This window comes from Streptomyces sp. NBC_01463, assembly GCA_036227345.1.
Taxonomy (GTDB): Bacteria; Actinomycetota; Actinomycetes; order Streptomycetales; family Streptomycetaceae; genus Streptomyces.
In genome coordinates, this window is sequence record CP109468.1 from 8,093,599 (window position 1) to 8,105,525 (window position 11,927).

Consider the following 11,927-nt stretch of genomic DNA (forward strand, 5'->3'; position numbering starts at 1 on the left):
ACCTCACCCGGCCAACGCACCACGCCTCCCCGAGAGTTCCCGCTCTCGGGGAGGTTTTTCGGCCGAGGATACTGACCGGGTCCCCGGCCCGGATGACGCCCGCCGTGCCAGGGATCAGATGCGGACTCCGGCCGAAGCGCAGCTCCCGGCCCGCGGTGCGGCAGCGCGTTGACCGTCCCCCGTGGCTCCGGGACCTCCACGGTCAGTGCCGCGCTCCCCGGCGCGGCCGGCGTGATGCCGCCACCCGGCGAGGGGGGGGGCGGAGATCAGCGCCGTACGGGGCTGCTGACGTCGCGTGACGACCTTGCCCGCAGTGCCGGCCGGCATCCAGCGGCGGTCGCCGTCGAGTCCCCATGGCTCGACGACGGCCTCACCGACGGCCTGTGCGGCCGGCGACCCGACCGGATGGATGTGGACCGCACGCAGTTCGGCGGAGAGCATGCACCCATGGCCTGCCACCACCCGGCGGCCCGCGGGCCGGCCGCGCCGCGGGCGCGGTGCTCCCTAGTAGCCCCGGCCCTGGTACGGACGGTTGTACGGGTCCTCGTACGGGGACTGCGCGGGGGCGGGGCGCGGCGACGCGGGACGCATCGACTCGTAGCCGGTGCCCGGCGCGGGCCGCTGCTGCTGATGCTGCTGCGGGGGCGACTGGTACCCGCCGCGGGCCGCGGTCGGCTGCTGCGGGATGTACGGCGCCGGGGCGTGCTGCAGCTGCGCCGGCTGCATCGGCGCGTAGCCCTGCTGCGCCATCGGCTGCTGGTAGCCGTAGGACGGCCCGGGCTGGGACGGCGCCGCGGGGAGGGCCGGCAGGGCCGACGGGAGCGCCGGCAGATAGCTGTTGCCGGTGTCATAGGCGGCAGGCACTCGGATCGGTGCGATCTGAGGCGTGCCCCGCTCCGCGACCAGGGAGTCGTAGATCGGAGTGTCGGGGAACGACGGTGCGGCGTAGTAGCCGCCGCCGTAGGTGGAGCGGGGGGAGGTCATGGCACCTAAGTTAAGCCCACGATGTGCTGATTGGGGAGCCCGATAAGAGGGTTGTTTTACGTGTTGTGAGTGAACGGCGATCCCCAATGCGAGCGAACTTGGGAAAAAAGGGCGCCCGGAAGCGTAGTGATCGTGTAAAAGGCGAGATCACGAGGGGTTACCCACGGGTCCGCGGACCCGTCCCGGCACCACTGTGGGCCTCGTGGCGCGAGGGGCATTAGGTTGACCGGGATAAGTCTCGGCAGCAGGACTCGCGATGGGGGCGAGCATGACCATGCTTAAAGGAACCAATGTTCCGGTGACGGCTCAGGCCGTGCGCGTCGAATTGGGGTGGCACACCGCCCCCGGGACACCGGACGTGGACGCCTCGGCGCTCCTTCTCCTCGGCTCGGGAAAGGTCCGCAGCGACGCCGACTTCGTCTTTTACAACCAGCCGGCCCACGCCTCCGGAGCGGTGCGCCACGAGGGCAAGCGGACCGCCGGGGGCGCGGCCACCGACACGCTCGCCGTCGACCTGGCCCGGGTGGAACCCGCCATCGACCGGGTGGTCCTCGCGGCCTCCTCGGACGGCGGTTCGTTCGGCCGGGTGACCGGGCTCTACGTACGGGTCGCGGACGCGGCGACGGGGGCGGAGCTGGCCCGCTTCGACAGCACCGACGCCACCGTCGAGACGGCGTTCATCCTCGGGGAGCTCTACCGGCGCCAGGGCGCCTGGAAGTTCCGGGCGGTCGGCCAGGGCTACGGCACCGGACTCGAAGGCCTCGCCACGGACTTCGGGATCTCCGTCGACGAACCGCAGCAGCCGCAGCAGGCCCCCCAGCCCCAAGCACCTCCGCAGCCCCAACCGCCCCACCCTGCAACGCGGGTGGCCGCCACCCCGCCTCCTCAGTATCCCCAGCCGACGCTCGCCGCCCCGATGGCACCGCCGGCCCCTCCCGCACCCCCGGCGCCGCCCGCACCCCAGCCGGTCCGCCTCACCAAGGTGACGCTGACGAAGGAGGCCCCGTCCGTCTCGCTCGCGAAACAGGGCGGCACCTCGGGCGCCATGCGTGTCAATCTCAACTGGGAAGTGCGCAAGCAGTTCAAGGGGTGGGGCAGCAAACTCGGCCGGGCCGTCGCGCACCACGCGGATCTCGATCTTGATCTCTGCGCGCTGTACGAACTCACCGACGGCCGCAAGGGCGTGGTGCAGGCACTCGGAAACGCCTTCGGCGCTCTTCACCAGCCGCCCTATATCCAGCTCGACGGCGACGACCGCACGGGCGCCGTCGCCTCCGGCGAGAACCTGACGATCAACCTCGACCAGAAGGCCAGGATCCGCCGCGTCCTGATCTTCGTCACCATCTACGAGGGCGCCCGGAGTTTCGCCGATCTGCACGCCACCGTCACCCTCCAGCCACAGCACGGCGCGGCGATCGACTTCTCGCTCGACGAATGCACCGTCCCCTCGACGGTCTGCGCGCTCGCCCTCATCACCACCAACGGGAACGACCTCACCGTGCAGCGCGAGGCCCGCTATCTCGTACCGCAGCGCGGAGTGAGCCCGCAGCGCACCATCGACCAGGCCTACGGCTGGGGCATGAACTGGACGCCCGGCCGCAAGTAGCGGGCCGAGGCGCCGGTCACTGATCCGGTGCGGCCTCGGGACGGGCGTACGTACGCCCCTTCCAGGCCGCACCGCGGCCGCGGTAGTGCTGCACCGCGGAGTCGACCGTCATCAGCAGGTACAGCAGCGCGGTGAACGGCAGCAGCGGGGCGAGCCACAGCGACTGCCGGTAGTACCCGAGCATCGGCATGTACGTCCCGGCCATCACGGCCCACGCCGCGCCACCGGCCCAGGCGGCCGCCGGATCGCCGCCCAGCAGCCCCGCCACGAGCGTCACGGGCGGGGCCAGGTACACGATCGCGAGCCCGAGCACCGTGCCGGCCAGCACCAGCGGACTGTGCCGCAGCTGGGCGTACGCGCTCCGCGAGACCATGCGCCACAGGTCCGCCAGGCGCGGATAGGGCCGCACGCTGTCCACCCGCTCCGCGAGCCCCAGCCAGATCCGCCCCCCGCTGTTCCGCACCGCCCGGGCCAGGGACACGTCGTCGATCACGGCCTGCCGGATCGACTCCGGTACCCGGGCCCGCACGGCCGCCTCGGTCCGCAGCAGTACGCAGCCGCCCGCCGCGGCCGCCGTCCGCGCCCCCGCCCGGTTCACCCACCGGAACGGATAGAGCTGCGAGAAGAAGTAGACGAAGGCCGGCACGACCAGGCGTTCCCAGACGCTCTCCACCCGCAGCCGCGCCATCTGCGAGACCAGGTCGAAGCCGCCCGACCCGGCGGCGGCCACCAGCTCCCGCAGACTGTCCGGCTCGTGCGCGATGTCGGCGTCCGTCAGCAGCAGGTACTCCGGATCCCGGGACCGGGCCAGCGCGATGCCGTGCCGCACGGCCCAGAGCTTGCCCGTCCAGCCGGGCTCGGGCTCCCCGGGCGAGACCACTGTGACCGGCAGCCCGCCGTACCGTACGGACAGCTCACGGGCGAGATCACCGGTGCCGTCCTTGCTGCAGTCGTCGACCAGGAAGATCTCGGCGGCCCCCGGATAGTCCTGCGCGAGCAGCGACGGCAGGCTCACCGGCAGCATGTCCGCCTCGTCACGCGCGGGCACGACCACCGCGACCGAGGGCCAGTGCGCCGGTTCCGCCCGGCGTGGCAGCCGCTGGTCGGTCCGCCAGAAGAACCCCTGCCCCAGCAGCAGCCACACCCACACGACCAGCGAACCCACGGCGATCCAGGCAACGGCGCTCATTCGCCGAAGTCTGCCCCACTGAGCCGGGACCGCAAGGGTGGTCGACTATGGTGACCGGGTGAAGATCGCGCTCATGGACTCCGGAATCGGCCTGCTCGCCGCCGCCGCCGCAGTACGCCGGCTGAGGCCGGACGCCGATCTGGTGCTCTCCTCGGACCCCGGCAGCATGCCCTGGGGGCCCCGGACGCCCGAGGACGTCACGGCGCGCGCCCTCGCGGTCGCCCGGGCGGCCGCCGCCCACCGGCCCGACGCGCTGATCGTCGCCTGCAACACGGCATCGGTCCACGCGCTGGCGGCATTGCGGGCCGAGCTGGAGCCGGCGCTGCCCGTCATCGGCACCGTCCCCGCGATCAAGCCCGCCGCCGCGGCGGGCGGCCCGGTCGCGATCTGGGCCACCCCGGCCACCACGGGCAGCCCGTACCAGCGCGGGCTCATCCGTGACTTCTCCGGGACCGCGGCCGTCACCGAGGTGCCGTGCCCCGGACTGGCCGACGCCGTGCAGTACGCGGACGAGGCCGGGATCGAGAAGGCCCTGGCCGCAGCCGCGGCGCTCACCCCGCCCGACGTCCGCGCCGTCGTCCTGGGCTGCACCCACTACGAGCTCGTCGCCGAGCGCATCCGCGACGCCGTGCGGCAGCCCGGCCGGCCGGGCGTGGACCTGTACGGCTCGGCCGACGCCGTGGCCGCCCAGGCCCTGCGCCGGATCGGGGCCGAACCCGCCCCGTCGGCCGAACCCGCCGCAGGCATCGCCGTGCTCCTCGGCGGACACGCCGGCGAGCTGCCGGATGTCGCCCTGGCCTACCCGGAAGGGCGCCTGCTCGCCGTCGTCGGCTCCGCCCGCTGACCCTCCGGCGGCCCGACAGGAGCCTTCGGGCCCGTCCCCGCGCGCGGATTCTTCAGTACGCTGCTTGGCATGAGGGACCACTCCCGAGAACCGACCCGCACCGGTGCCGACACCCACGCCGCCACCGCGGTCTGGACCGGCCGGGCCAGCAACCGGACCCAGTGGGTGCTCGCGGCCGCAGGCGCCGCCTGCCTGGCGCTCGGCATCCAGCTCGCCGTCAGCTCCACCTGGACCTCCGGCATCGCCCCGCTGCTCATGTCGGTGATCGGCTGTGTGGCGGCCGGACTGCTCATGCTGTTCGGGACCCTCGCCTTCGTGAACGTGGCGGTCCGCGTCGACGGCGACGCCCTCGAAGTGCGCTGCGGCCACATGGGGCTGCCGCGCCGCAGGATCCTGCTCACCCATGTGGTGGGCGCGGATTTCGCCCCGCGGGTCACCCCGCGCCAGTGGGGCGGCTGGGGCTACCGCTGGCGTCCCGAGCAGGGCACGGCCGTGGTCGTGCGCCGGGGCGAGGGCCTGGTGCTCAGGCTGGGCGACGGACGGACCTTCACGGTCACGGTGGACGACGCGGAGGCGGGTGTCCGGTTCATCCGCGACCGCCTGCACCTGCCGTCCACGGGAGCACCGGCGGGCGCCTGACCGCCGCAGGTACCTCTGCGTGCGGTGCGGCTCCGCGTCTCACCGGCCCGCGCGGTCGCGAGGCAGCCGCCGCGCACCGATCCCGTCCCCGGGAGTGTCCGGAGAGCCCTCCGCCCCGATCGGCCGCCGCGCCGAAGCCAGTCCTGCGAGCAGCCCCGCCCCCGCCGTCACCGGCGTGAAGCTCAGCGCGTTGCCGACGCTCGCCAGGGCCGCCAGAGCCGTGAGCGCGGCGCCGGCGGTCAGGGCGACCGCGGTGCTGCGGGGCGAGCGCCACAGGACGTACAGGAGCCAGCCGAACGCGGCCGCCAGCAGCACCACCCCCACCACACCCTGCTCGGCCGCCTGCTGCAGCGCGGCCGAGTGCGGCTTGCCGTCGGAGCCGAGGGTCTGCTGCGCGGTGGGGCTCAGCTCGGCGAAGCGGTCGGGGCCGATGCCGAGCAACGGGTGTTCACCGGCCAGCCGAGCCGCGTCCTGCCACAGCCGCACCCGGTAGCCGGTGAGCCGGCCCTCCAGGGAGGCGGTGAGCCCGTCGGGCAGTACGTCCTCGGCCACCGCCCACGAGAGTCCGGCCATCAGGGCCGCGGCCAGGGCCAGCCCGGCGAGACCGAGCAGCCGCCGGCGCGTCCTGACCGCGGCCAGGGAGCACAGCAGCACGCCGAGCGCCGCCGCGAACCCGGCGACCGAGCCGAGCCAGAGCGAGGCGCAGGCCGTGCCGAGGGCCAGCAGCCGCAGGGTGAGCCGCAGTGACTCCCCGCGGGCCGCGGCCGCCGCGCAGCAGGCGGCCCCGGCCGCCAGGACCAGCAGCGCCGCGGCCGCACCGGTGTGTCCGGGGGCGGTGTCCATGGTGGCCGTCGCGCCGGGCATGCCGTGGCGCCAGACGAACGCCATGACGAGCGAGGCCAGGGCGGCCACGGCCGCGGTGGCGACCGGCAGGAGCGTTCCGCAGATGCGTCCGCAGGCGAATCCCGCGGCGACGGCGAGCAGGGCGAGCAGCACGCCCTCGGGCCGGGTCTCGCGGCCGGCCGCGCTGATCAGCGACCAGATCGCACACGCGGCGAGAATCAGGGCCCCGGCGGCGTCGGACGCGTTCGCGTCCTCGGGCCCGCGCTCTGCTCGTGCAGTCATCACGTCCGTCCCCCGGCCTGTGACCGTCCCGATCGCGAAGGCCGGATCCGGCCGGTCGGCGGGGGACTGGCGCACAGGTTAACGGTCACAGCGGTCATATGGGCGCGAGATGCGAAGAAACGATCCGGCGGCAGGGATTCCGTCAGCACGACGGGGCTGCCGGAGAACTGGCCCGTCACCGTAGACTCCGCCGGGTGAGCACCACCATCGCCCAGGTCGGCGACCCGCAGAAGCCCGTCCCCGCCCCCCGAGCAGGGCGCCTGCTGCCGCGTCTCGCGCGGCCCGCCGCCGCCGTGCTCTCCGGGGTGCTGCTGTACGCGAGCTTCCCGCCCCGGCCGCTGTGGTGGCTGGTTCTGCCCGGTTTCGCGCTGCTCGGCTGGGTGCTGTTCGAGCGCAGGTTCCGCGCCGCGTTCGGCCTCGGCCTGCTCGCCGGGCTCGGCTTCATGCTGCCGCTGCTGCACTGGACCGGCGAGGAGGTCGGACCGGTGCCGTGGCTGGCGCTGGCCGCCGCCGAGGCGCTGTTCATCGCCGTGGGCTGCATCGGCATCTCCGCGGTCTCCCGGCTCGCCTGCGGGCCGCTCTGGGCAGCCGCGGTCTGGACGCTCGACGAGGCGCTCCGCGCCCGGGTGCCGTTCGGCGGCTTCCCCTGGGGCAAGATCGCCTTCGGGCAGGCGGACAGCGTGTTCCTGCCGCTCGCGGCACTGGGCGGTACGCCCCTGCTCTCGTTCGCCGTGGTGCTGTGCGGCTTCGGCCTCTTCGAGGCGGTCCGCCGCTTCCGCATCCACCGCGCCACCGGTGAACTGCCCCGGGGCGCCGTCGTCGCGGTTGCCGCGACCGTCCTCGTACCCGTGGCCGCGGCCCTCGCGTCGCTGCCGCTGGTGGACGACTCGGCCGAGGACGGCACCGCCACCGTCGCCGCGGTGCAGGGCAACGTGCCGCGGCTCGGACTCGACTTCAACTCGCAGCGCCGCGCCGTCCTGGACAACCATGCCAACCGCACCGAGCAGCTCGCCCGGGACGTGAAGGCGGGCAAGGTCCCCCAGCCCGACTTCGTCCTGTGGCCCGAGAACTCCTCCGACCTCGACCCCTACCGCAACGCCGACGCGCGGATCGTCATCGACGACGCGGTGAAGGCGATCGGGGTGCCGACCGTCGTCGGCGCGGTCGTCGAACCCGACACCGGGAACCTCCGCAACACCCTCATTCAGTGGGACCCGGACAAGGGCCCCGTGGCCACGTACGACAAGCGGCACATCCAGCCGTTCGGCGAGTACATGCCGATGCGGTCCTTCGTCCGCATCTTCAGCTCGGACGTGGACCGGGTGCAGCGCGACTTCGGCCCCGGCAAGAAGGTCGGCGTCTTCGACCTGGCGGGCACCGACGTCGGGCTCGTCACCTGCTACGAGGCCGCGTTCGACGACGCCGTGCGCGACACCGTCGAGCACGGCGCCCAGATGATCGCAGTCCCCAGCAACAACGCCACCTTCGGCCGCAGCGAGATGACCTACCAGCAGCTCGCCATGTCCCGGGTGCGCGCGGTCGAGCACAGCCGGTCCGTGGTCGTCCCCGTCACCAGCGGGGTCAGCGCGGTCATCCGCCCGGACGGCACCATCGTCCAGAAGACGAAGATGTTCACGCCGGACGCCCTGGTGGACGAGGTGCCCCTGCGCTCCTCGCTGACCCCCGCGACCCGGATGGGCCCGCTCCCCGAGGGGCTGCTGTCGCTGCTCGCGGTGATCGGCCTCGGCTGGGTGGCCACGCGGGCGGTACGCGCCCGACGCGCCCGCTGACTCGGCCCGGGCGCCACGTAGGGTCGTCCCATGGCCACTCCTGACTTCATCCGCGAGATCCGCGCCACCGCGGGTCACCAGTTGCTCCTGCTGCCGGGCGTCACCGCCATCGTCTTCGACGACGAGGGAAGAGTGCTGCTCGGACGGCGTTCCGACACCGGCGAGTGGTCGGTCATCGGCGGCATCTCCGAGCCGGGCGAGCAGCCCGCGGCGACGGCGGAGCGCGAGGTGTACGAGGAGACGGCCGTGCACTGCGTGGCGGAGCGGGTGGTCCTCACCCAGGCCCTGCCGGCCATGCAGTACGAGAACGGCGACCGCTGCCAGTACCTGGACGTCACCTTCCGCTGCCGTGCCACCGGCGGCACGGCCCGGGTGAACGACGACGAGTCGCTTGAGGTGGGCTGGTTCCACGTGGACGCGCTGCCGCCGCTGGAGGAGTTCGCGCTCTTCCGGATCAAGCAGTCGATGTCCGACGCCCCCACCTGGTTCGAGGCCACCGCACCGCAGGCATGACGGGAAGGGGTTGGGTGGTCCGTGCACGCACGCACCACCCGGCCCCCGGCCCGTTCCGGATCAGACGCTGCGCACGGCGTCCGGGGCGGGCTCCGCGGGCGCGTCCTTCCCGGCACCAGGCTCGACGTCCGCCAGATCGCGGTGCCGGGTCTCCTTGGCGCACAGGACCGCCAGCACGGTGATGATCGCCGCCGCGATCACGTACAGCGCGATCGGCGTCGAGCTGTCGTAGTCCGCGAGCAGCGCGGTGGCGATGAGCGGGGCCGGGGCGCCGGCCGCGACGGACGAGAACTGGGCACCCATCGAGGCACCCGAGTACCGCATCCGGGTCGCGAACAGCTCCGAGAAGAACGCCGCCTGCGGCGCGTACATCGCCCCGTGGAAGAACAGCCCGACCGTGACGGCGAGCAGCAGGTTCCCGAAGCCGCGGGTGTCGATCAGCGCGAAGAACGGGAACACCCAGAGCCCCACCCCGACGGCGCCGACCAGATAGACGGGCCTGCGCCCGACCCGGTCGGACAGCGCGCCCCACAGCGGGATCACGGCGAAGTGGACCGCCGACGCGATGAGCACGGCGTTGAGCGCCGTCTGCTTGCTCAGATCGGCTGCGGTCATCGCGTAGACGAGGACGAACGCCGTGATGACGTAGTAGCTGATGTTCTCCGCCATCCGGGCGCCCATGGCGATCAGCACATCGCGCCAGTGGTGCCGGAGCACGGACACGACCGGCATCTTCTCCGCAGCCCCGGAGGCGGTCCTGCGCTCCTCGGCACGGGCCAGCGCGGCCTTGAACAAAGGCGATTCATCGACAGACAGACGAATCCACAGACCGACCATGACCAGAACGCCCGAGAGCAGGAAGGGGATACGCCAGCCCCAGGCCTCGAAGGCCGAGTCCGACATGAGCGCGGTGAGCGCGGACAGCACCCCGGTGGCGAGCAGCTGCCCGGCCGGTGCGCCGGTCTGCGGCCACGAGGCCCAGAACCCGCGCCGCTTCGCGTCCCCGTGCTCCGACACGAGCAGCACGGCCCCGCCCCACTCACCGCCGAGGGCGAAGCCCTGCACCAGCCGCAACACGGTGAGCAGCACGGGAGCGGCGACCCCCACGGTCGCGTGCGTCGGCAGCAGCCCGATCGCGAACGTGGCCCCGCCCATCATCAGCAGGCTGAGCACCAGCAGCTTCTTGCGCCCGAGCCGGTCGCCGTAGTGCCCGAAGACCAGCGCGCCGATCGGCCGCGCGGCGAAGCCGACGGCGTACGTGAGGAAGGACAGGAGAGTGCCGACGAGCGGTTCGGACTCGGGGAAGAACAGCTTGTTGAAGACCAGGGCGGCCGCTGATCCGTACAGGAAGAAGTCGTACCACTCGATGGTCGTGCCGATGAGGCTGGCGGCGACGATGCGCTTGAGGCTGGCGGGGGGTGGGGGAGCGGATGCTGGGGCGGCCATGGATACCACTTCCGGACGGTGGGCGGGGACGGTTCGTGTCGCCACACCGTAGGAAGGGCCAGGTCAGGGGCGTATGTGGCGGGACACCATAGTTCGGGTTGCCGGTGTGCGGGCCGGCGCTACGGGGCGGGGGCGCGAGCCCGTTTCCGCTTCAGGGGTGGGCGGTAGAGGGTTGTCCGAGTTGCACTGTTCGGTATGTTTCGCAGGGCGGTGCTGACTCCCGTGCTGCGTGGGGCGCGCATCTCAGTCTCGAAGGGGTCTGTGAGGACGGCGGCGCCGACGCTGCCGCAGGTATGGACCGTGGGTTCAAGATTTCTGAGAGTTCTTCCGCGAGAACCCAGGGCTGTTACCGCTGGCTGTGAGGGGGTCGCGCCTTGAGTGCGGCTTCGCGGTCTCCCGGGGCGAGGAGCCGGCGGGTGAGGGTTGCGTACTTCAGGGCGGTTGCCTCGGAGAGGCGGAAGATCGCGATCAGGTGCAGGGGGTCGGCTCCGCTTGCGAGTGCCTCGCCCAGGACGCGGTCGGCGCGAACCCCGTCCAGACTGACACCGTGCAGCGTGAGCTGCCGTTTGAGGAAGTAGGCGCTGACCGGGTTGGTGCCGTTGGCGGTCTGTCGGGACACCAAGACGTGCCGGTTGAGGGTGCGGGGCCAGCGGGTTTGCCGCTCGGCCAGCCAGCATGGTGTATGTCGTGCGCCCGGAGGATGCCAGTGGGGCGCGCAGAGTGGGTCTCAGCAGTCGGTGACGGCATACGTGGTCCGGCTGATGTCCACGATTGCAGAGCCTGCCGTGTCGGTGGGCGCGCCGGCGTGCTGTGCTCGCCAAGAACTCAAAGGCCACCGCGATCTCGCTGGAGGAACACCGGCCCGGCAACCGTCAGATAGACGGCGGAGGATGCGCTGGAGCAAGTCCCTTGTCAGTGCCGTGCGCTTCACTGTCCGCCATGAAGCTCACGCAGATGACCATCAACGATCTGTTGGCTCAGCTTGGCCCGGCGGACGGCCACATGTACCTTCCAGATGACCTGGATCCGCAAGTTCTGACCGACCTGCTCGCCGACAGATACGGAACCCCACGCACCCTCGTCCTCGACGGTTTCACCGATCCGTCGGTCGAAGAGCTCAGCGGAGCCGGTCTCCTCGCCCCTTTCGGCGACCGTGCTGTAACGATGCGGGCCTGGGCCTATGGGGATCAGTGGGTCGGCATGGGCGCGACCCGAGATGACGAAGACGCCGAGCGGCCGGTGCTGGTGGTCGCTCACAGGCGGGTGATGGAACCTCTGGCATTCGCTCCTCACGAGAACGCTGACTGGGTGGAGCGACTCGTACAGATCACCGGCTGGACGCAGCCTGTCCAACAGCCGGACGCGCGTTGGGTGGATGTGGAGTCACGCCTGGGCACCACGCTTCCGACCGACTACAAGCGCATGGTCAATACGTTCGGCGACGGTGCCTTCGATGCATGGCTGAGCCTGCATCAGGAGCCGTGGACGAGTCTCAGAGAGGACGGGCTACTCATCTGGGCGGGCACGGAGCACGAGGAGCTGTACTGCTGGCGGGTCAGCGGCGACGACCCTGACCAGTGGCCCGTCGCCGTCCGGACCTTCGACGACGGGGACGTCCTCTTCGACTGTCAAACCGCGGAGTTCGTCTGTCGCATCCTCATCGACCCGCACCACCGGTTCACGATGGCCCGCTATTTCGATACCCACTGGTTCATGAACTACCAGGAGAGCGACTGACCGAACTCGACCGCCAATGAGGTCCGCAGCCACCTCGCCCGCTCGAGGTGCTAC

Annotated in this window: 12 protein-coding genes; 6 read left to right on the top strand and 6 right to left on the bottom strand. The window is 72.0% G+C overall.

All coding sequences use genetic code 11. The annotated features are described in order from the left end of the window. Window positions 1-114: 114 nt before the first annotated feature. Together OG521_35515 and OG521_35520 are read right to left on the bottom strand one after the other, a co-directional pair. On the bottom strand, window positions 115-441 hold the full coding sequence (locus OG521_35515; protein ID WUW25787.1) for an MOSC domain-containing protein: 327 nt from the start codon (window positions 439-441) through the stop codon (window positions 115-117). A gap of 63 nt (window positions 442-504) precedes the next feature. After that, window positions 505-984, bottom strand: coding sequence for a hypothetical protein (locus OG521_35520; GenBank protein ID WUW25788.1), 480 nt, complete (start codon window positions 982-984; stop codon window positions 505-507). Window positions 985-1,240: 256 nt separating this feature from the next. On the opposite strand from OG521_35520, the gene OG521_35525 reads away from it, so the two are divergent. Beyond that, on the top strand, window positions 1,241-2,590 hold the full coding sequence (locus OG521_35525) for a TerD domain-containing protein (protein ID WUW25789.1): 1,350 nt from the start codon (window positions 1,241-1,243) through the stop codon (window positions 2,588-2,590). A gap of 16 nt (window positions 2,591-2,606) precedes the next feature. Here OG521_35525 and OG521_35530 read toward each other — a convergent pair whose 3' ends face one another. Next, the gene (locus OG521_35530; protein ID WUW25790.1) at window positions 2,607-3,779 is read right to left on the bottom strand and encodes a glycosyltransferase; all 1,173 of its coding nucleotides are present in this window, start codon (window positions 3,777-3,779) and stop codon (window positions 2,607-2,609) included. A 58-nt stretch (window positions 3,780-3,837) separates the two neighbouring features. On the opposite strand from OG521_35530, the gene OG521_35535 reads away from it, so the two are divergent. Together OG521_35535 and OG521_35540 are read left to right on the top strand one after the other, a co-directional pair. Beyond that, complete coding sequence (locus tag OG521_35535) at window positions 3,838-4,623, top strand: aspartate/glutamate racemase family protein (protein ID WUW25791.1); 786 nt, start codon at window positions 3,838-3,840, stop codon at window positions 4,621-4,623. A 69-nt stretch (window positions 4,624-4,692) separates the two neighbouring features. After that, the gene (locus OG521_35540) at window positions 4,693-5,262 is read left to right on the top strand and encodes a hypothetical protein (protein WUW25792.1); all 570 of its coding nucleotides are present in this window, start codon (window positions 4,693-4,695) and stop codon (window positions 5,260-5,262) included. A gap of 39 nt (window positions 5,263-5,301) precedes the next feature. Here the strand turns inward: OG521_35540 and OG521_35545 are convergent, their stop codons facing one another. Then, window positions 5,302-6,387 (bottom strand): O-antigen ligase family protein, encoded by a 1,086-nt coding sequence (locus OG521_35545; GenBank protein WUW25793.1) that lies wholly within the window; start codon window positions 6,385-6,387, stop codon window positions 5,302-5,304. 194 nt (window positions 6,388-6,581) lie between these two features. On the opposite strand from OG521_35545, the gene lnt reads away from it, so the two are divergent. Together lnt and OG521_35555 are read left to right on the top strand one after the other, a co-directional pair. Next, window positions 6,582-8,177, top strand: a complete 1,596-nt coding sequence (lnt, locus tag OG521_35550) for an apolipoprotein N-acyltransferase (protein ID WUW25794.1) — start codon at window positions 6,582-6,584, stop codon at window positions 8,175-8,177. A 30-nt stretch (window positions 8,178-8,207) separates the two neighbouring features. Further along, window positions 8,208-8,690, top strand: coding sequence for an NUDIX domain-containing protein (locus OG521_35555; GenBank protein WUW25795.1), 483 nt, complete (start codon window positions 8,208-8,210; stop codon window positions 8,688-8,690). 60 nt (window positions 8,691-8,750) lie between these two features. Here OG521_35555 and OG521_35560 read toward each other — a convergent pair whose 3' ends face one another. Next, window positions 8,751-10,136, bottom strand: a complete 1,386-nt coding sequence (locus tag OG521_35560) for an MHS family MFS transporter (protein ID WUW25796.1) — start codon at window positions 10,134-10,136, stop codon at window positions 8,751-8,753. Between the two features lie 346 nt (window positions 10,137-10,482). Further along, on the bottom strand, window positions 10,483-10,758 hold the full coding sequence (locus tag OG521_35565; protein ID WUW25797.1) for a hypothetical protein: 276 nt from the start codon (window positions 10,756-10,758) through the stop codon (window positions 10,483-10,485). A gap of 317 nt (window positions 10,759-11,075) precedes the next feature. On the opposite strand from OG521_35565, the gene OG521_35570 reads away from it, so the two are divergent. Further along, complete coding sequence (locus OG521_35570) at window positions 11,076-11,873, top strand: hypothetical protein (GenBank protein ID WUW25798.1); 798 nt, start codon at window positions 11,076-11,078, stop codon at window positions 11,871-11,873. The last annotated feature ends 54 nt before the right edge of the window (window positions 11,874-11,927 follow it).

Coding starts and splice junctions, on each gene's coding strand:
- OG521_35540 (WUW25792.1), top strand. CDS start 4,693: ATGAGGGACCACTCCCGAGAACCGACCCGCACCGGTGCCGACACCCAC.
- OG521_35515 (WUW25787.1), bottom strand. CDS start 441: ATGCTCTCCGCCGAACTGCGTGCGGTCCACATCCATCCGGTCGGGTCG.
- OG521_35545 (WUW25793.1), bottom strand. CDS start 6,387: ATGACTGCACGAGCAGAGCGCGGGCCCGAGGACGCGAACGCGTCCGAC.
- OG521_35525 (WUW25789.1), top strand. CDS start 1,241: ATGGGGGCGAGCATGACCATGCTTAAAGGAACCAATGTTCCGGTGACG.
- OG521_35555 (WUW25795.1), top strand. CDS start 8,208: ATGGCCACTCCTGACTTCATCCGCGAGATCCGCGCCACCGCGGGTCAC.
- OG521_35560 (WUW25796.1), bottom strand. CDS start 10,136: ATGGCCGCCCCAGCATCCGCTCCCCCACCCCCCGCCAGCCTCAAGCGC.
- OG521_35520 (WUW25788.1), bottom strand. CDS start 984: ATGACCTCCCCCCGCTCCACCTACGGCGGCGGCTACTACGCCGCACCG.
- OG521_35570 (WUW25798.1), top strand. CDS start 11,076: ATGAAGCTCACGCAGATGACCATCAACGATCTGTTGGCTCAGCTTGGC.
- OG521_35530 (WUW25790.1), bottom strand. CDS start 3,779: ATGAGCGCCGTTGCCTGGATCGCCGTGGGTTCGCTGGTCGTGTGGGTG.